The organism is Streptomyces sp. 2P-4, assembly GCF_030167965.1.
Taxonomy (GTDB): Bacteria; Actinomycetota; Actinomycetes; order Streptomycetales; family Streptomycetaceae; genus Streptomyces; species Streptomyces globosus_A.
The window spans coordinates 6,213,901-6,232,213 of the sequence record NZ_CP095011.1; the positions used below are offsets into that span (position 1 = coordinate 6,213,901).

Annotated in this window: 14 protein-coding genes; 5 read left to right on the top strand and 9 right to left on the bottom strand. The window is 76.7% G+C overall.

Annotation, left to right across the window (positions count from 1 at the left end):
- Positions 1 to 103: 103 nt before the first annotated feature.
- The 6 genes from MUK52_RS27720 to MUK52_RS27745 all read right to left on the bottom strand — a co-directional run bounded on the left by MUK52_RS27720 (position 104) and on the right by MUK52_RS27745 (position 6,791).
- On the bottom strand, positions 104 to 868 hold the full coding sequence (locus MUK52_RS27720; protein ID WP_284581025.1) for a trypsin-like serine peptidase: 765 nt from the start codon (positions 866 to 868) through the stop codon (positions 104 to 106).
- 163 nt (positions 869 to 1,031) lie between these two features.
- On the bottom strand, positions 1,032 to 2,504 hold the full coding sequence (locus MUK52_RS27725) for a glycosyltransferase family protein (RefSeq protein ID WP_284581027.1): 1,473 nt from the start codon (positions 2,502 to 2,504) through the stop codon (positions 1,032 to 1,034).
- Positions 2,505 to 2,797: 293 nt separating this feature from the next.
- Positions 2,798 to 3,382: a hypothetical protein gene (locus tag MUK52_RS27730; protein WP_284581029.1), complete on the bottom strand. Its 585-nt coding sequence runs from the start codon at positions 3,380 to 3,382 to the stop codon at positions 2,798 to 2,800.
- Complete coding sequence (locus MUK52_RS27735) at positions 3,379 to 5,040, bottom strand: serine/threonine-protein kinase (protein WP_284581031.1); 1,662 nt, start codon at positions 5,038 to 5,040, stop codon at positions 3,379 to 3,381. The genes MUK52_RS27730 and MUK52_RS27735 overlap by 4 nt, the downstream gene beginning before the upstream one ends.
- 152 nt (positions 5,041 to 5,192) lie before the next feature.
- Positions 5,193 to 5,684, bottom strand: a complete 492-nt coding sequence (locus MUK52_RS27740) for an NUDIX hydrolase (protein WP_114056404.1) — start codon at positions 5,682 to 5,684, stop codon at positions 5,193 to 5,195.
- A 57-nt stretch (positions 5,685 to 5,741) separates the two neighbouring features.
- Positions 5,742 to 6,791 carry a cation diffusion facilitator family transporter gene (locus MUK52_RS27745; RefSeq protein ID WP_284581034.1) on the bottom strand — a complete coding sequence of 350 codons (1,050 nt, stop codon included), beginning with the start codon at positions 6,789 to 6,791 and terminating at the stop codon, positions 5,742 to 5,744.
- A 151-nt stretch (positions 6,792 to 6,942) separates the two neighbouring features.
- On the opposite strand from MUK52_RS27745, the gene MUK52_RS27750 reads away from it, so the two are divergent.
- A complete protein-coding gene (locus MUK52_RS27750; RefSeq protein WP_284581036.1) occupies positions 6,943 to 9,360 on the top strand; it encodes an FHA domain-containing protein in 2,418 nt (805 codons plus the stop codon).
- A gap of 4 nt (positions 9,361 to 9,364) precedes the next feature.
- Positions 9,365 to 10,006, top strand: coding sequence for a hypothetical protein (locus MUK52_RS27755; RefSeq protein ID WP_246042614.1), 642 nt, complete (start codon positions 9,365 to 9,367; stop codon positions 10,004 to 10,006).
- Between the two features lie 10 nt (positions 10,007 to 10,016).
- On the opposite strand, the gene MUK52_RS27760 is transcribed toward MUK52_RS27755, so the two are convergent.
- Positions 10,017 to 11,294, bottom strand: coding sequence for a streptophobe family protein (locus MUK52_RS27760; RefSeq protein ID WP_114056401.1), 1,278 nt, complete (start codon positions 11,292 to 11,294; stop codon positions 10,017 to 10,019).
- 517 nt (positions 11,295 to 11,811) lie between these two features.
- Between MUK52_RS27760 and MUK52_RS27765 the strand changes: the two genes are divergently transcribed.
- A complete protein-coding gene (locus tag MUK52_RS27765) occupies positions 11,812 to 12,948 on the top strand; it encodes a DUF6777 domain-containing protein (RefSeq protein WP_284581042.1) in 1,137 nt (378 codons plus the stop codon).
- A 29-nt stretch (positions 12,949 to 12,977) separates the two neighbouring features.
- On the opposite strand, the gene MUK52_RS27770 is transcribed toward MUK52_RS27765, so the two are convergent.
- Positions 12,978 to 13,451, bottom strand: a complete 474-nt coding sequence (locus MUK52_RS27770) for an SRPBCC family protein (protein WP_114056400.1) — start codon at positions 13,449 to 13,451, stop codon at positions 12,978 to 12,980.
- 62 nt (positions 13,452 to 13,513) lie between these two features.
- Between MUK52_RS27770 and MUK52_RS27775 the strand changes: the two genes are divergently transcribed.
- Positions 13,514 to 15,583 (top strand): SpoIIE family protein phosphatase, encoded by a 2,070-nt coding sequence (locus MUK52_RS27775; RefSeq protein WP_284581044.1) that lies wholly within the window; start codon positions 13,514 to 13,516, stop codon positions 15,581 to 15,583.
- 256 nt (positions 15,584 to 15,839) lie between these two features.
- Entirely contained in the window at positions 15,840 to 16,343 is a 504-nt protein-coding gene (locus MUK52_RS27780; protein ID WP_114056398.1) for an FBP domain-containing protein, read from the top strand.
- A gap of 17 nt (positions 16,344 to 16,360) precedes the next feature.
- Here the strand turns inward: MUK52_RS27780 and MUK52_RS27785 are convergent, their stop codons facing one another.
- Positions 16,361 to 18,292 carry an ABC transporter permease gene (locus tag MUK52_RS27785; protein ID WP_114056397.1) on the bottom strand — a complete coding sequence of 644 codons (1,932 nt, stop codon included), beginning with the start codon at positions 18,290 to 18,292 and terminating at the stop codon, positions 16,361 to 16,363.
- Positions 18,293 to 18,313 lie beyond the last annotated feature (21 nt).

Consider the following 18,313-nt stretch of genomic DNA (forward strand, 5'->3'; position numbering starts at 1 on the left):
GAGCCCGCGGCGGTGCCCGCTGCGGCGGGTGTCCCGGCCGGGCAGGAGGCGGCCCCCGCCTGGGTGCCCGAGGGGATCCCCGAGTAGGCCGGCCCGCGGCGGGTCAGGCCCGCGCCGCGGCCTCCCGGTACAGCCGCACTGCCCGGTCGCCCATCACCGCGCTGTACGAGACGTCCGGGTCCGTGCCCCCGCCCTCGTGCCCGCCGAGTACGCCGGCCACGGCGCCGTCCGTCAGCCACGGGCTGCCGCTCGTGCCGCCGCTGAGGCCGGGGCAGTCGATCCGCCGCTGCGTCGGCGTGTGCAGGGCCGTCGTGTTCGTGCAGCGCAGCGGCGCCTCCGCGGTGCGCGGGTAGCCGAGGACCGTCGCCGCCGTCCCGGCCGGCTGCCCGCCCGCCACCGGGAAGCCGCCGACGGCCTCCTCCACGGGCAGGGCCGCACCGCCGCCCGCCGGGACGACCGTGGCGAAGGCCAGGTCGGCGTCCGGGTCCTCGCGCTCGGTCCACGACGGCGCCGTGTGGACGCCGGTCAGCCGCCACACCCCGTACGGGGCCCTGCCGTCGCGGTAGCCGGGTGCGAAGAACGTGTTCAGCGGGTCGGCGAGGCAGTGCGCGGCGGTGGCGATCAGGTCCCGGCCCGCGCTGCGGACCACGGAGGCCGTGCAGAAGTGGCCGCCGTCCAGGCCTCCTGCGAACAGCGGCCCGACCCGGTCCGCCGCCGTGCCCGGCGGCGCGGGCGCGGTGGTGCCCGGGGGCGGCAGGGCGGAGGCGTCGGGCACGTGGGCACCCAGCAGGGCGGCCATCGCGGCGAGGGCCGCGGGCGTCCGGGCGGCCCGGCGGACGCGGGTGCGGCGCGGCGTTCGGCTCGGCATGCGCGGGATCATGGTCCGAGCCTCCCCCTCGAAACCATGGACGGAGCCCGCTATTCCATATGAATCCGCTGTGAATCCCGGCCCGGAGGCCACCCCGGACCGGCCCGGACGCGTCCCCTGGGGCCTGTGTTGAGTTGCCCCGCGGGGCAACTCAACACAGGCCCTATCGGCGCTCGTACACCGTCACCCGCCGGCCCCGCACCTCCCGGTCCGCCACCACCGTGAAATGCTCCGCGAGGACCTTCGCCTTCGCCGCGTCCCGGGCGGCGCCCGACGGCTTCGCGACCCGGGCGGCGTCCGTCACCAGCAGCACCCGGCGCTGCGCCAGCAGGGCGGCCCGGATCCGCGCCGGATCCGCCTCCTCGCCCTTGAGTGTCGCCGACTCGGCCGGGCTGCGCTCCAGCGCGACGTCCGCCAGCCCCGCGAACGCCCCGGGGGAGACCAGCGCCGTGTCCCTGCGGGCCGCCGGTACGAACACCACTGCATCACCCGGCCGCCCCAGCCGGGCCACCTCCCCGGCCACCGCCAGCACGTCGTCGACCCGGCTCGCCGGCGACCGCTTGGCCAGCGACTGCGGCAGCAGCGCGAGCACCGCCGCCGCCGCCACGACCGGCACCACCAGGCCCGACGCCCGCGGGAACCGGGGCGCGAGGGCCCGTACGCCCGCTCCCAGCGCCGCGCCGACCAGCAGCGCCAGCCCCAGCATGCCGAACAGCACGTACCGCTCCACGAACAGCGGCTGCACCAGCGACAGCCCGATCAGGCCCAGCTGCGGCACCGCCAGCAGCGGCAGGCCCACGGCCGCGGCCGACAGCCGGCCCGCGCGCGGCCGGTCCGCCGCCGCGCACAGCCCGCCCACCGCCAGCAGGACGGCCGGACCGATCATCATGTGCCAGGTCAGCGGCGGTATCCAGGACACCTGGCCGGACTGGCTCCGGCTGAAGAGCACCAGCGGCAGCACTCCGGCTGCAGCCCCGGCCGCCGCTGCCGCCCAGCGCGCCGCCACGGCCCGCGGCGCGCCCGTCCACCACAGGGTTGCCGCGTGCGCCGGGAGGACGAGCAGCGACAGCCAGTTCAGCAGCGCGCACACGAGCACCGCCAGCGCGTACGCCGTCCAGCGCGGCCACCGCCGCCGGTCCGTCCGCGCTCCCTCCGCCCCGGCCCCGTCCGCGAGCAGCGACACCAGCAGCAGCGTCGACAGCCCGGTGCCGGCGGCGACCAGGGCGTACGGGCGGCCCTCCTGGAGGTGGAACTGCACGGCGGGCAGCAGCGGCAGCGCGAACCCCGCCCCCAGGCCGGCCCAGCGGCCCGCCAGGCGCTCCCCGAGCAGCGCCGTGCACGCCGAGGCGGCGGCGACCGCCAGCACCGACGGCAGCCGCAGGGTCGCCGTGCCCGGCCCGAACACCTCGAAGAGGCCGTGCATCAGGAGGTAGTACAGCCCGTGCACGGCGTCGGCGTTCCCGAGCATCGCCCAGATGTCCCCCGCCGACCGCCCGGCGACCTGCCAGGTGGCCGCCTCGTCCCGCCACACGCTGTCCTGCCGGGACAGCCCCCACAGTCCGAGCCCCGTCGTCCACAGCACCGGCAGCAGCCACACGGGAAGGCGACGGAGGGCGGTTCTCGTGGGAAATGCCATGGTGCGGTTCGAATCCTCGAAGGAGTGTGCGAGCGGAAGGTGCCAGTCTATGGACGCCCCGGGCGGTTTCCCTCCGCGCTGTCGTGCACCGCGGCGCGGGAGCGCACGCCCCGCGATCCGGGCGACGGCCCCCTAGTGCTGTGGCCGGGAAGGTTCACCGGGTCACGGCGCCCGGCACGGCGCCTCGCCGCGTCGGCGGACCGCACACGTACGCCCCGTACGCGTTGCGGCCCGCCGCCTCGCGATGCACCGCACCGGACACCGCGCCCCGGCAAACCTTCCCGGTCACAGCACTAGCGGTCGCAGCGGTACGTGAAGGCGGTGCGGGCGGTGCGGGTGTCGGGGGAGACGATCTCGACGGTCGCGGACGCCTCGTAGACGCCCTCGCCGCGGAACGTCCACAGCAGGTGCAGCCGGGCCTCGTCGCGGCCGCGCGGGACCCGTTCGGAGAGGGCCTCCGTGCGGGTGCCGTCGCTGCGGAGCCAGCGGTACGTGATCGTCCCCGGGCGCCCGTTGGTCCGTACGACGGCCACCACGTCGGCGGTCGAGTCGCAGCCGGGGTCCCGGCCGTCCGCGGTGGCCGCCGACACCTCCCGCACCGCCAGCCCCGGCCCCCACTCCTGCCACGCCAGGTAGCCGAGCACTCCGAGCAGGACGGCACCGGCCAGGGTGTAGCGGCGCCATTCCGGGCGCCGCCGCGCGCGCGGCGGGAGCACCACGGGGAACGGGGCCGGCGCGGCCGCCGTCACCCCCGGGCCGAACCGCAGGACCGAGCCCTCGACCCGGTCGGGGACGGCGTCCCGGGGCTCTGGCGGCCGGTCGATCCAGTGGCTGCCGAGCACGGTGGCGCTGTATTCGTCGTCGTCGTCGTTGTTCATGCGGGGGAGCACCTCCTCACGACGAGGCTGTCGGTGGCCGGGCCCTGTCCTGCCGCCGGGGAGGTCGTCACCCGGACGCCCCAGTGGCAGCCGCCGCCCTTGAACGTGTGCGTGACCGGCCCGGCCGCCGCCAGGGCCGCCGTACCGCCGCCCGCCGTGTGGTCGTACACGGTGGTGCCGTCGGGCTCGGCGAAGGCGTCGCCGTCGTCGCCCGTGAACCACTGGACAGTGACCCGGACCGTTCCCGTGCCGGTCGTCTTGAACGAGATCTCCGCCGCCGCCGTGTCCGGGCCGGTCTGCGCGAGCTGCACCCCGACGGCGTGCACGACCGGCGTCGGCTTCGGCGTCGGCGTGGTGGTCGCCGAGGGCCGAGGGGACGGCGGGCGCGCCGGCGAGGCGGACGCCGACGGCCGCACCACCGCCGAACGGCTCGGCGACGGGCGGGCCGACAGCGACGGCCAGGGCGCGGGCGAACCGCTCGCCGACGGCGACGGCGACGGCGACGGCGACCCCGGCGGCGACCCGGATGGCCCCGCCGACCCGGACGGCTCCGGCCGGGGCGAGCCGTATTCCGGCCCGGGCGGCGCCGGCCGCGACGTCGCGAACGAGTTCACCGTCCGTGCGCCCCCCGGCTCGCCGCCCACCGCGCTGTACGTCGCCCCGATGACGATCCCCAGCACGAGGGCCGCTCCCGCGGCGATCGACCCGCGCCGCCCGGGCGCCCAGCCCGACCCCCGCCCCAGCGACGTCGTCGCGACCGCCGTCGTCCCCGAGGCCGCGCCCCCCGAGGACGGGAACAGCAGCGGCAGCAGCGCGGCCGCCGCCGCAAGCCTGCGCTGCCCGCGCTCCTCCCAGTTGGGCCCGTACGCGGCGAGCGCCAGGTGCTCCAGTTCCGCGACGAACTCCTCGGCGTCGCCCGGGCGCTGCTCCGGCGCCTTCGCCATGCCGCGGCGGATCAGCGGCCGGACCGTCTCCGGCGCCTCGTCCTCCGGTACCGGCGCCTCCACGTGCTGGACGGCGAGTTCGGCGAAGTTCTGCCCGGGGAACGGCTTGTGGCCGGTCAGGCACTCGAAGAACGTGGCCGTCGCCGCGTACACGTCGGCCGCGGGGGAGGCCGGCCGCCCCTGCCACTGCTCGGGCGCCATGTAGGCGGGCGTCCCCGCGACGCCGGGGGTCGTCCCGCGGCGCGCCGCGATCCCGAAATCGACGAGCTTGGAGGTGCCGTCGGCCGCAACGAGGACGTTCTCCGGCTTGTAGTCGCGGTGGACGACGCCCGTCCGGTGCGCCGTCGCCAGGCCGAGCAGCGAGCCCTTCAGCACGGCCAGTGCCGCCTCGGGCCCGGTCTGCCCCGCCTCCCGCAGCACGGCCCGCAGCGAGATCCCGTCGACGAGCTCCATCACGATCGCGGCGCCGCCCGGCGCCTCCACGTACTCGTACAGCCGCACCACGTACGGGGAGTCCAGGCCGCCCAGGAGCCGCGCCTCGGCCCTGAACTCCGCGAGGAACGCCGGGTCCTCGCGGAGCCGCTCGCCCAGGTACTTCACCGCGACGGGCGTACCGGTCGCCCCGTGCACGGCGAGGACCACGCGGCCGCCGCCGCCTGCGCCGAGCTCCCGGACGTGCGTGTAGCCGGGCACCGTCCAGCCGTACACCGTCATCGCCTGCCCCCCGTCCGTGGCGTCGCCGTGGCCCCGGCCCGGCCGCGTAGCCGGCCGGGCACTCCCAGTGACACGGTTTCCGGCCGGGCCGGTTCCCAACCCGGCCGCGGCAACTCGGGCCGCTGTCCGCTCCGGGGGCGCCCGGGCTCCGCTCAACCGGCCTGCAGCTGCAACAGCCGTTCGACGAAGGTGACCTGTGAGGCGATCAGCTTCGCCTTGGCCTCCTCGGGGGTGAACCAGGCCACCCTGTCGAGCTCCGGGAACTCCTGCGTCCGCCCCGAGCGGGGCGGCCACTCCATCAGGAAGGTGCCGGGAACCATGAGCGCCGGGTCGAGGTCGGCGCGGACCGCCCAGACCACCACCTGCTTGCCGCTCGGCATCCGGGCCTCGCCCAGCGGGAGGTACGGGCCGTCCGGCGGGGGCAGGCCGATCTCCTCGGTGAACTCCCGCCGGGCCGCGTCGAGGGGCGCCTCGTCCGGCTCGTACTCCCCCTTCGGGATGGCCCAGCCGCCGGCGTCGCGCCGCTCCCAGAGCGGGCCGCCCATGTGGCCGAGCAGTACCTCGACCGCCGGGGCGGCCCCGGATCCGGCCGCCGCCCCCGTCTCGCGGAAGAGGAGGAGCCCCGCACTGCGCTTCGTCGTCATGGCCGCATGTATGCCCGGCGGGCGCACCGGCAGTCGCGGCCGGCGCGCCGCGGCGGCTCAGTGGTCGTGCGGGCCCTGGCGGTGGACCGGGCCGTGGGCCTCGGCGCAGTGCGGGTCGGCGCCGTCGTCCGCCGTCCGGCCGACGGTGAGCAGCGCCTCCTGGGCGTGGTCCACCTGGAGCGTGGTGTGGGTGATGCCGTACTCCTTGGACAGCAGCCGCTCCAGGTCCCGCCGGACCGCGTGGCAGTCGCCCGCCGGCTCGACCAGCACGTGGGCCGACAGGGCGGCCTGGCCCGAGGTGATCGTCCAGATGTGCAGGTCGTGGACCTCCGCCACCGGCGGGTGCCCGGCCAGCCGGTCGCCGACCGTGTCCGGGTCCAGGTGGGCGGGGGCCGCCTCCAGGAAGATCCGGCCGGATTCGCGGACCAGCCCGTAGCCCGCCTTGACCATCAGCGCCACCACGACGAGCGTGGCGATCGCGTCGGCCTGCCGGAAGCCGGTGGTCAGGACGACGAGGCCGGCGACGGCCGTGCCGATGAACGCGAACAGGTCGTTCAGGACGTGCTGGTAGGCACCCTCGACGGCGAGCGAGGAGCGGTTCGCCCGGGAGATGCACCAGGCCGCGGCGATGTTGACGAGGATGCCGGCGAGCGCGGTGACGAGCACCAGGCCGCCCGCGACCGGCGGCGGGTCGATCAGCCGCTCGACCGCCTCGTACGCCAGCCAGACGGCCAGCAGCAGCAGGGTGAGGCCGTTGGCCTGGGCGGACAGTATCTCCGCGCGCTTGAGCCCGTAGGTGAACCCGCCGCGCGCGGGGCGGGCCGCGAGCCGCATCGCGATGAGCGCGAGGACGATCGAGACGGCGTCGGTCAGCATGTGCGCCGCGTCGGAGATCAGGGCGAGCGAGCGGGCGATCACTCCGATGACCACCTCGACGGCCATGAAGGTGCCGATCAGGACCAGTGCCGCGGCCAGCCACCGCCGGTCCGCGTCCGCGGACACTCCGTGGGAGTGCCCGCCGGGTCCGTGCCCGTGCCCGTCGTGCCCGTGGCCGCGGCCCTGGTCGTGCGTGTGTCCGGCGTCGTGCATCTGGTCGTGCACGCTCATGGCGTCCCCCGTCCGGTCGGTTCCGACGCGTGAAGTGAAGCGCACTGTGAAGCAATGGGCAAAGGCTGCAACGGGGACCGTTGTCATTACGGTTAACACCCCTCTGACCTGCGGTTATGCCCGGCCGGAAGGATCGTGGGAAAATCTGCTCATGGCCCAGCCCTCAGGTGTGCCGTCAGCCGCGCCCGAGCTAGTCCTGGAAACCGACACGGGCTCCACCCCGATGAGCCCGAGCCGGACCTACCACGTCGGCCGCGACCCCCTCTGCGAGATCTGCCTCGACGACGCCCGCGTCTCCTGGCACCACGCCGTGCTGCGCCCCGACGGCGACCACTGGACCGTCCAGGACGAGGACAGCACCAACGGCACCTGGGCCGACGGCCACCGCGTCCGCGAGTGGAGTGTGGGGCCCGGCAGCGAACTCCGCTTCGGCAGCGCCACCGACGGCCCGCGCGCCCTCCTCCTCGACCGCGGCCCGGCCGCCGCCGCGCCGCCCGTGGGCCCGCTCGCCGACGCGCCCCCGCCCGCGCCCCCGCCCGCGGCCGCGCCCGCCGCCCCGGCCGGCGTCTCCGGCCCGTCGCTGACGGGCACCTTCCGCCGCCCCACCTCCATCCGGCAGGTCCCCGCCAGCACCGCCGTCCGCATCGGCCGCGCCGACGACAACGACCTCGTCATCGACGACCTCGTCGTCTCGCGCCGGCACGCCGAGCTCCGTGCCCTTCCCGACGGCACCCACGAAATCCACGACCTCGGCAGCCACAACGGCACCTACCTGAACGGCGTCCGCACCGGGCGCGCCGCCGTCTCCGAGGGCGACATCATCGGCATCGGCCACACCGCCCTCTGCCTGGTCGGCGGCCGCCTCCAGGAGTACACCGACACCGGCGAGGTCTCCCTCGACGTCCAGGACCTCACCGTCACCGTCGACCACGGCCGCAAGACCCTCCTCGACCACGTCTCCTTCCCCGTCGGCGCCCGATGCCTCCTCGCCGTCGTCGGACCCAGCGGGGCCGGCAAGTCCACCCTGCTGGGGGCCCTCACCGGACTGCGCCCCGCCGACCACGGCACCGTCCTCTACGACGGCCGCGACCTCTACCGCGACTACGCCGAACTCCGCAGCCGCATCGGGCTCGTCCCCCAGGACGACATCCTGCACGCGCAGCTCACCGTCCGCCGCGCCCTCTCCTACGCCGCCGAACTCCGCTTCCCGCAGGACACGGCGAAGGCCGAGCGGCAGGCCCGCGTCGACGAGGTCATCACCGAACTCGGCCTCGACCAGCGCGCCGGCCAGCCCATCCACAGCCTCTCCGGCGGACAGCGCAAGCGGGTCTCCGTCGCCCTGGAACTCCTCACCAAGCCCTCGCTGCTGTTCCTCGACGAGCCCACCTCCGGCCTCGACCCCGGCATGGACCGCTCCGTCATGCACATGCTGCGCGGCCTCGCCGACGACGGCCGGACCGTCATCGTCGTCACCCACAGCGTCCTCAGCCTCGACGTCTGCGACCGGGTCCTCGTCCTCGCCCCCGGCGGCCGCACCGCCTGGTACGGGCCCCCGCAGGAGACCCTGCCCTTCTTCGGCTTCGACCAGTGGCCGGAGGCGTTCGAGGCGTTCGAGGCCCAACGCGGCCGCGACTGGGCCGGGCAGTTCAGCGCCTCGCCCGAGTACCGCCGGTACGTCCGGGGAGCCGCCCGCCTGCCGCAGCAGGCCGGGGAGCGGCACTCCGGAGCCTTCGCCGCCCCGCCGCCGCCCAAGGCGCAGAGCTGGGGATCACAGCTGTCCACGCTGGTGCGCCGCTACGCCGCCGCGCTCGGCGCCGACCGCACCTTCCTCGCCATCATGATCGCCCTGCCGTTCGTCATGGGCGCCATGGCGCGCGCCCTCGCCGGGGGCTCGCTCACCCGCGAGTCCGCCATGAACGTCCTGCTCATCCTGTGCGTCGGCGCGGTCCTGACCGGCGCCGCCAACGCCGTCCGCGAACTCGTCAAGGAACGCACCATCTACCAGCGGGAACGGGCCGTCGGCCTGTCCAGATCCGCCTACCTCATGTCCAAGGTCGCCGTCCTCGGCGCCATCACCACCGCCCAGGCGGCCGTCCTCACCCTGGTCGCCCTGTACGGCGTCGACACCAACGCCCCCGGCGGCCGCGGGGTGCTGCTGCCGCCGCTCGCCGAGATCATCCTCGCCACCGCCCTGCTGTCCTTCACCGCGATGATGCTCGGCCTGCTGGTCTCCGCCCTCGTCCGCAAGGAGGAGGTCACCATGCCGCTGCTGGTGCTGATCGCCATCGTGCAGGTCGTCTTCTGCGGGGCGCTGCTCCGGCTCGACGGGGCCCCCGTCATCGGCCAGATCGCCTGGCTCGTGCCCTCCCGCTGGGCCCTCGGCGCCATGGCCGGCACCGTCGACCTCGGCGCTATCGTCCCCGGCGCGCTCACCGCCGACCCGCTGTTCGCGCACGACCTGCGGGTGTGGCTGCTCGACCTGGGCATGCTCGCCGCCCTGTCCGTGCTGTTCGGCGTGCTGGTCGTGCGGCTCCTGCGCCGCCACGAGCCGGCCATCATGCGGAAGTAGCGCGATGGGAGCACCCGCGGCATACGCCGGCGCAGAGTTCCGCCCCACACACGTCGTCCCGCAGAGCGGGATGCCGGCCTGGGAGGAGCCCGACGTCTCCCGGCCGACCGTCCCCCTCGACCCCTTCCTGCCCGTGCAGCTGCTCTCCCGGCGCGGCGAGTGGGGGCAGATCCTCTGCGCCAACGGATGGTCCGCCTGGGTGGACGGCCGCCTCCTCGTCGCCGTGCCGCAGCCGCCCCCGACCGGGGGCCGGCCCGTCGGCCGCGCCGAGGACCCCCTGCCGCTGCTCGCCCGCGCCGCCGACGCCCTGGACCGCTACCGGCAGGCCGTCGAGGAGCTCGCGGCGGGCCGGCTGGACCAGGAGGGGTTCCGCAGCCGAACGCGCGGGCTGCGGTCCGGGGCCGTCGTCGACGGCGAGTCCGTGTGGCTGTACGACGAGGCCTCCGGCCAGTGGATGTACGGCGACGGGACCCGCCTCGCCGCCTACGCCGCCCCCGCGCCCGGCAGCGAGCCGGCCCCGCGGGCCGAGCCGACGCCGACCGCCGTGGGAGAGGGCGGCTCCGCGGAGCGCCCGGCTGCGGAAGCCCGGCGCGGAGGCCGCGAGCCGACCCAGGTCGTCACCCCGCCGGAGGCGGGGGGCAGCTGAGCCCGCCCGGTCACCGCCCCCGCGCGGCGGACCTTCCGCGGGCGGCGGCGCGCCGGTGCACCGGCCGGGCCAGCAGGGCGCCGAGGAAGCCCGCGACCGCGCCCCACAGCACGGCGAGCCCCACGTTCCGCCACAGGACGGGAAGCAGCTCGACTGTCGTGCCGAGCCCGCCCGCGTCGCCGATGCCCATCAGGGCCAGCCCGAAGTGCGCGTCGACGGAGGCGAGCAGGGACACCGCCAGGGCGGCCGCCCCGAGGGCCGCCGCCAGGTGCAGGGCGTGCTGCCGGGGCCGTACGTGCGCGGGGGAGCGGAGGGCGGCCAGCAGGCCCGTGCCGAGCAGGGCGAGGGCTGTGACGGCCACCAGCCACCACATGCGCCCGTCCTGGCGGGCGAGGTCGGCGACGTCCACCGCGGACCGGTCGGCGTCGCGCACGACCCGGTCCAGCACCTGCGGCACGGGCAGCCCGAACGGCCCGTCCGCCCGGCCGTCCCACGCCCCGCCGTAGCCGAGGGTGAGCGCGAGCCACGCCAGGTTGGGCAGGGCGAGCAGGATCACGGCGAACGCCCGGTCCGGCTGGCCGCGCGTGGCCGCCGCGAGCAGGCCGGCGCCGAGCCCGAGGGCCACGTACGCGAGGAGCAGCACGACGGTGGCGGACGCGGCGGGCCGCACCGCCGCGTGGAAGCGGACCAGCCGCGCCGGGAGCGGTGCCCGGCGCGAGACGAGCAGCGCCACCAGCAGCAGGCCCGCGATCCACAGCAGCCCGAACAGGAGGGTGGCCGGCAGGTCCGCGCGGAACCCGACCGTCGGCGCCGGCCCGAGGAGTTCGGAGGCGTCCTCCAGCGCCGGGTCGCCGGGGCTGACGGCGAAGTCCTGGCGGGCGAGCAGCGCGGTGCCGGCGAGCGCGGCCAGCCACAGCAGCACCAGCGGGCCGGCCCGGGCGAGGAGTTCGCGTCCGCCGGCGACGGCCCTGTGGCGCAGCGGGCGCAGGAACAGCAGGCCGGCGGTGAGGGCGCCGGCGAGGCTCACGGAGAGCGGGAGCAGCGCCAGGCCGCCCTCCGCCCGGAGGAGCCCCTCGCCGCCCGCCACGTCGACCGAGCCGCCGGCGGCGAGCACGACCACGGCGGCCACGACGTGCGGGAAGGCGGCGCCCGGCAGCCGCGCGGCGCCCGCGCAGGCCAGGCCCGCGGCGGAGACCGCGGCCATCACCGCGAAACCCGCCGCGACGGCGGCGAGGGCGTCGCGCCAGGCGGGCCGGGCTCCCCGGGAGTCCGCGGACGTACGGCTCACAGCGCCACCGTAGGCAGTCCCGGCTTGCGGCCACCACCGGGAGGCCGCACACAATGGTCCGCAGGAGTGGCCGCACCCCCGCGATCGGCCCGTCCCGGCGACCGCGCCCCCGACACCGGCGGCCCCGTACCGATCCCGACCCGCCTCGGACCCGACCCCGCCGCGAGCCCGCCCCCGACTCCGCCCCGACACCGGCGGCCCCGGCGGCCGGCCGGGGGCCGGGTCGCAAGCGCCCGGCACTGGAGCGCCCGTGACCACGCAGCCTTCCGGCACACCGCCCTCGGACCGCCCCGGCGGCCCGCCCTCCGGGCCGCCCGCCGGCCCGCCGGCCGGACCGCTCTCCGGCGGCCGGGCCTCCGGCCCCCCGACGGTGGCCGGCGGGTCCGCCCCCGGCGGCCCGCCATCCGGGGGTCCCCCGCCGGGCGGCGGGGGAGCCGGCGGTCCGGGCGGCGGTGAGCCGCCGAGCACTCCGGGCCCGCCCGGAGGCCCCCGGCGCCCCCGGTGGCGCCTGCCCGTAGTGGCCGGCGCCGTCGCGGCGCTCGCCGCGGCCGTCGTGCTCGCGGTGGTGCTGACCCGGCCGGGCGGCGTACCGTCCGCGACGGGCGGCGAGCTGTTCCTCGAACCGGCCTCCGCGCAGGGCAGGGCGCCCTTCACCGAGTCCACGGCGACCGTCCCGGCCGGCGCCGCCGAAAGCCCCGCGCCGTCCGGGGACGCCCCGGACCGGCCTCCCGCCACCGGCACCGTCACGACCCGCTCCCTCACGGGCGCGTCCCCGGGCCTGTACGGCGGCACCCGCGACACGGCAAGCTGCGACATCGAGAAGCAGGTGCGCACCCTGTCCGCGGAACCGGCCAAGAACGCGGCCTTCGCCGAGGCCCTCGGCATCCGGCCTGCCGAGGTCCCCGGCTTCCTGCGCTCGCTGACCGCCGTCACCCTGCGCGTCGACACACGGGTCACCAACCACGGCTACGAGGACGGCCGTCCCACGCCGTACCAGGCGGTGCTCCAGGCCGGTACGGCGGTCCTCGTCGACGACCACGGCGTGCCGCGGGTGCGCTGCGCGTGCGGCAACCCGCTGGACCAGCCGGTCGCGCTGAAGCCGGACTCGCGGCGCTTCGGGCAGCCCTGGGCGGCGTACCGGCCGCAGGAGACGGTGGTGATCAGGCCGACGGTCGTCGTCATCAACAAGATCACGTTCTACGACGCGCGCGACGGACGCTGGTACCAGCGTCCGGCCGGCGGCGCCAAGGACCCGGACCGGCCCGTCCCCCCGCCGCCCGTCCCGCCCGGACTGGACCCCACCCGCAGCCCGGCCGCCACGGCGACCCCCACAGGCGGCCCGACCCCGCCGACGCCCCCTCCGGCCCCGCCCACCCCGACCGCAACGGCGACCCCGGCCACCCCGACCGCAACGGCGACCCCGGCCACCCCGACCGCAACGGCCACCCCCACCCCCGCCCCCACCGGGACCGGTACCCCGTCCCGGGCCGTCACCCCCTCGGGAACGGAGCCCGGCTCCGCCACCCCGACGGCCTCCGTCCGCCTGACCCCCGTCCCCTCCCAGGAGCCGACCGAGCCGTACGAGCCGACACCCACCCCGGCGGGTCCGACCCCGGCCTCCCCGCCGCCGACGTCTCCCACCCCGGCGCCCTGACACGGCGACCGTCCCGGCCGGGGCGGACGTCAGCCGGGACCGGCCGTCTCGACGGCCGCGGCCACGTCCGCCAGGTCCCTCGCGACCGCCCGGGCGGCCGCCCGCGTCCCCAGCCGGTTCAGCAGGCGCAGGAACACGCCGGGCGGCTTCCCGCCCGATGCGGGCGACGCCGAGAACGCCATCCGGACGACGCTCCGCCCCGGCGCCCGCTCCTCCACCCGGAACTCCGACTCGTAGCGCATCCCCGCGTTGAAGGCCTCGGCGACGTAGCGGCGCGGCGCCTCGCACACGCTGACCCGCATCTCCTCCGTCGCCCGTGAGCCGAACATGCGGCGGGTCTCCCGCCACCGGGTGTCCACCCCGAACGGGCCCGGGGTGAGCACCTCGACCGCCTCCACGCCCGACAGAACCCGCGGCATCGCCTCCAGGTCCGTCAGCGCCCGCCACACGCGCTCCGCAGGAGCGGCCACCTCACGCTCCACGACCACCCGGGGATCTTCCATACCCGGATTGTCGCGCCGCGCGGATCCCCGCGCGCGGCGCCGATCGGTGAGACCCTGGCAGCATGGCCGAAAGGCGACCGAGCCCCGAGGTCCAGTGGCCGGCGCGGCCGGACACCAGCCTCGCGCTCAACCACATGGGCACCTTCGACTGGGACCTCGACAGCGGGCGGATGCACCTGGACGAAACCGCCCTCGAGGTCCTGGGCCTGCGAGCGGACGAGTTCAACGGCACCCCGGCCGGGCTGCGCGTCCGCCTCGCGCCCCCGGAGGAGGCCCGCCTCGACGCCCGCGTGGCACAGGCCCTCAAGGACGGGCGCAGCCACTACGGGGCGTACGTCCGGCGGCGCCGCCGCAACGGCACCGCCGCCTGGACCCACATCCAGGGGCACATCCTGCGCGAGCCCGGCGGCCGCCCGTACCGGATCATCGGGATCATCCGCGACGCCGCCCACGACCCCCGCGAGTCCGGGGCCGGCGGGGACCGCGACGAGGGCCGCCGCCGGATGACGGGCGTCGTCGAGCGGACCACGGCGATCCTCGCGCACGCCCGCACCGTCAACGACGTCACCGACGTGCTGAAGGACCCGGAGGCCCTCGGCCACCTCGGGGCCGTCAGCGTGATGCTCGGCATCGTCGACGGGGGGCGCATCCACCTCGTCGCCGAGGGCCGGCTCGGCACCTACGTCCCGGAGATCGAGTACACCCGCATCGAGGCCCGCTTCCCGATGAGCGAGGCCGTCCGCAGCCTCCAGCCGGTCTTCGTCGCCTCCCGCGACGAGTTCCGGCTCCGGTTCCCCGACCTGTGGCCGTACATCGAGCCGCTGGCCGTCCACAGCGGCGTCTACCTGCCGCTGATCGCGCAGGGCCGGGCCATCGGCGCGCTCGGCCTGCTCTACCGGCGGGAGGGCGACTTCACCGCCGAGGAGCGCAACCTGCTCGTCGCGCTCGGCAGCGGCATCGCGCAGAGCCTCCAGCGCGCCATCCTCTTCGAGCAGGAGCACGACCTCGCGGAGGGCCTGCAGCGGGCCATGCTGCCCCGCCGGATCCCCGACGTCCCCGGCACCAGGATCGCCGTCCGCTACCGGGCCGCGCGGATGGGGCGGAAGATCGGCGGCGACTGGTACGACGTCGTCCCGCTCGGCGAGGGCCGCGTCGGCGTGATGATCGGCGACGTCGAGGGGCACGACACCGACGCGGCCGCAGTCATGGGCCAGCTGCGGATCGTGCTGCGCGCGTACGCCGCCGAGGGCCACACCCCCGACACCGCCATGGCGCGGGCCTCCGCCTTCCTGCACGACCTGGCCACCGACCGCCTGGCGGCCTGCACCTACGCGGAGCTGGACCTCGCCACCGGCATGCTGCGCATGGTCCGGGCCGCGCACCACGACCCGCTGGTCCGGCGCGGTGACGGCAGCTGCCACACCGTCCCCGTGGCCGGGGGGCCGCCGCTGGGCGCGCCGCGGGACGAGCAGCCGGGGGCCAGCACCGGCTACCCCGTCACCAGCGTCGAACTGCACCCCGGCGACACGCTCGTGCTGTGCACCGACGGCCTCCTGGAACGGCACGGCGCCGACCGGGCCGCCGGCATGCGCGACCTCGTACGGGCCGTCAGCACCGGCCCCGCCGACGTGGAGGAGCTGGCCGACGTCCTGTGCGACCCGACCGGCGACGCGGGCGCGCGCGGCGACATGGCCCTGCTCCTGCTGCGCCGCCGCGGCACGCCCACGCCGCGCGGCGGCGGCCCCCTGCGGCTGCGCCTCGCGCCCGGGGACCCGCAGGGCCCGTCGACGGCCCGGCACCTGATCCGGGCGGCCGCGGCGGCCTGGGGCGCCCGCGAGCTGACGGACGAGATCGAGCTGGCGGCGGACGAGCTGATCACCAACGCCCTCGTCCACACCGACGGCGGGGGCCACGTCGGCCTCCGCATGACCGCCGAGGGCCGCATCCGGATCGAGGTCGAGGACTCCAGCAGCGCCCTGCCGCACCGCCGCCAGGCCGGCGACTGGTCCGTCTCGGGGCGCGGCCTGCTGCTGGTGGAGGAGCTGGCGCAGGACTGGGGTGTGGAGCCCCGGGGCGGAGGCAAGTGCGTGTGGTGCGAGTTCGCCGTCCCCGAGCACCCGGCCGGCCCGTGAAACAGGCCCCGGAAGGCGCGGCCCCGCGGGGCGGCGCGATTAGGGCCGGGCCTGTATTGAGTTGCCCCGCGGCGTCGCGACGCCCGGCACGCACCCTCGGCGCACGAGCCGAATGTCCTAGTAGCTCCGCTACGAGGACATTCGTCCCGCACACCGAGGGCACGCACCGAACGCCGCTCCTTGCTCCACGGGGCAACTCAATACAGGCCCTAATCCGGATGAAGATCATTGCCATGGCCACGTACCGTGGCCTCCCATGGAACCACTCACCGAGAAGCAGATCCGCGCGTCCTTCGTGAACTGCACCAAGGGCGAGGCCTCGCGGCTGAAGCTCCCGCCGGACTTCGGCGAACTCCCCTGGGAGGACCTCGACTTCCTCGGCTGGGTCGATCCCGCGGCCCCGCTGCGCGCCTACCTCGTGCGCCCCGGCGCCGACGGGGCGGCCGTCGGCATAGGCCTCCGTGTCCCGGTCACCCACCGCACCAGCGCCGTCAGGTCCAGCGTCTGCCAGATCTGCCTGACCGCGCACGCCGCCTCCGGCGTGTCCCTGCTCGTCGCCCCCCTTGCGGGCGCCCGGGGCCGCGACGGCAACACCGTCGGCTCGTACGTCTGCGCCGACCTCGCCTGCTCCCTGTACCTGCGCGGCAAGCGGCTGCCCAAGCTGCGCACCCGCACGTACGAGGAGACACTCACGGTGGAGGAGCGCGTCGAGCGCGCGCTGGCCAACCTGGACGCCCTCACCGCCCGCATCACCGCCTGACGGCGGCCGCCGGCGCGTCACAGGCCGACGAGCGTCGCCTCCGTGGCCTTGACGCTCGTCCACACCTGAGCCCCGTCGGCCAGTCCCAGCTCGGCGGCCGCGTCCGGGGTGATCTCCGCGACCAGGTCGGGCACGCCGGGCGAGGCGACGAGCACGCGGAGCCGGCTGCCGACCGAGGTGATCTCCCGTACCGTGCCCGGCCACACGTTGCGCGGGCTGCCGGCGGGCCGTTCGCGGTGCACCGACACCGCCTCCGGCCCGATGACGGCGAGCGCCGGAACCCCGGCGGGCAGCGTCTCGGCCACCACCAGCCGGCCCCCTCCGGGCAGCGCGAGCCCCTCGGCGGACGCGGTCCCCTGCCAGGCGTTCCGGCCCAGCATCCGCGCCACCCACGGCGACCGCGGATGCCGGGCCACCTCGGCGGGCGGCGCGTCCTGCAGGGTCCGCCCGCCGGCCAGGACGAGCACCCGGTCGGCCAGCGACACCGCCTCGACGGGATCGTGCGTCACCAGCAGGCACACCCCGCCGAACCCGGCCAGGTGCGCGCGCAGCGTGTGCCGTACGCGGGCCCGGGTCGCCTGGTCGAGGGCGGCCAGCGGCTCGTCGAGCAGCAGCAGCCGCGGCCGGGCGGCGAGCGCCCGGGCGAGCGCCACCCGCTGGGCCTGGCCGCCGGACAGCTGGCCGGGCCTGCGGCCGGCGAGGTCGCCGACGCCGAGCCGCTCCAGCCACCGCCGGGCCTCCCGCCGGGCCTCCGCCCGCGGCATTCCGTGTGCCCGCAGCCCGTACGCGGTGTTGGCCAGGGCGCTCAGGTGCGGGAACAGCGCCCCGTCCTGGGGGACCCAGGCGACCCGGCGGCGGTGCGGGGGCAGGGCCGTGACGTCGGCGTCGCCGAGCCGCAGTTCGGCTTCGGCGCGCGGCGTCAGCCCGAGGAGGGCGCGCAGCAGGGTCGTCTTGCCGGCGCCGTTCTCGCCGACGACGGCGATGGTGGTGCCGGGGGCGGCGTCCAGGGTGAGCTCGGTGTACCCGGTGACCGCGGCGTGCAGGGGCCAGCGTCCGCCGTTGCTCGGGACCGCGGGCGCCTCCCCGGCCTCGTACGGCGCCTGCGGCGCGGCGTCCTCCGGCGGCTGCGGCGCCGGCCGGCGGCGGGGGAGCGGGGTGCCCGACCAGCGCCCCCGCAGGGCGATCAGCACGGCCATGGCGATCGCCAGCAGCAGCAGCGAGACGGACGTCGCCGCCTCGGGCCGGTCCTGGAGCAGCAGGTAGACCTGGAGGGGCAGGGTCTGGGTGGTGCCGGGCAGGTTGCCCGCGAAGGTGATGGTCGCGCCGAACTCGCCCAGCGCGCGGGCCCATGTCAGTGCTGCCCCGGCCACGAGTCCCGGGCCCGCCATGGGGAGGGTGACGGTGAAGAACACGCGGACCGGCGAGGCCCCCAGGGAGGCGGCGGTCTCCTCGTAGCTCGGCCGCAGGCCGCCGAGTGCGCCTTCGAGGCTGATCACCAGGAACGGCATGGCGACGAACGTGGCCGCGAGCACCGCGCCCGACGTGTGGAACGGCAGGGTGATGCCGAAGGACTCCTCCAGCCAGGGCCCGAGCAGCCCGCGCCGCCCGAAGGCGAGCAGCAGTGCCACACCGCCCACGGTCGGCGGCAGCACCATCGGGAGCAGCACCAGCGACCGCACGAAGGCCTTGCCCCTGAAGTCGACGCGGGCCAGCAGCCACGCCAGCGGCACCCCCAGCAGGAGCGACAGGCCCAGCGCCCAGAACGACACGACGAGCGAGAGCCGCAGCGCTTCGAGGACGCCGGGGCTGCCGAGGTGGCTGCCGAGCTCGGACCAGGGCGTGCGGACGAGGATCCCGGCGAGGGGCAGCAGCAGGAACGCGACGGCGAGCAGCGCGGGCAGCGCCAGCGCCACGGGCGGCCGGGTGCGGAGGGTGCGGTGTCTGCTCATGGTTCCTGGCTCGGGCGTTCG

Excerpts from the sequence above, each read along its gene's own strand:
- MUK52_RS27720 (WP_284581025.1), bottom strand. The coding sequence starts at position 868 with ATGCCGAGCCGAACGCCGCGCCGCACCCGCGTCCGCCGGGCCGCCCGG.
- MUK52_RS27725 (WP_284581027.1), bottom strand. The coding sequence starts at position 2,504 with ATGGCATTTCCCACGAGAACCGCCCTCCGTCGCCTTCCCGTGTGGCTG.
- MUK52_RS27730 (WP_284581029.1), bottom strand. The coding sequence starts at position 3,382 with ATGAACAACGACGACGACGACGAATACAGCGCCACCGTGCTCGGCAGC.
- MUK52_RS27735 (WP_284581031.1), bottom strand. The coding sequence starts at position 5,040 with ATGACGGTGTACGGCTGGACGGTGCCCGGCTACACGCACGTCCGGGAG.
- MUK52_RS27740 (WP_114056404.1), bottom strand. The coding sequence starts at position 5,684 with ATGACGACGAAGCGCAGTGCGGGGCTCCTCCTCTTCCGCGAGACGGGG.
- MUK52_RS27745 (WP_284581034.1), bottom strand. The coding sequence starts at position 6,791 with ATGAGCGTGCACGACCAGATGCACGACGCCGGACACACGCACGACCAG.
- MUK52_RS27750 (WP_284581036.1), top strand. The coding sequence starts at position 6,943 with ATGGCCCAGCCCTCAGGTGTGCCGTCAGCCGCGCCCGAGCTAGTCCTG.
- MUK52_RS27755 (WP_246042614.1), top strand. The coding sequence starts at position 9,365 with ATGGGAGCACCCGCGGCATACGCCGGCGCAGAGTTCCGCCCCACACAC.
- MUK52_RS27770 (WP_114056400.1), bottom strand. The coding sequence starts at position 13,451 with ATGGAAGATCCCCGGGTGGTCGTGGAGCGTGAGGTGGCCGCTCCTGCG.
- MUK52_RS27775 (WP_284581044.1), top strand. The coding sequence starts at position 13,514 with ATGGCCGAAAGGCGACCGAGCCCCGAGGTCCAGTGGCCGGCGCGGCCG.
- MUK52_RS27780 (WP_114056398.1), top strand. The coding sequence starts at position 15,840 with ATGGAACCACTCACCGAGAAGCAGATCCGCGCGTCCTTCGTGAACTGC.
- MUK52_RS27785 (WP_114056397.1), bottom strand. The coding sequence starts at position 18,292 with ATGAGCAGACACCGCACCCTCCGCACCCGGCCGCCCGTGGCGCTGGCG.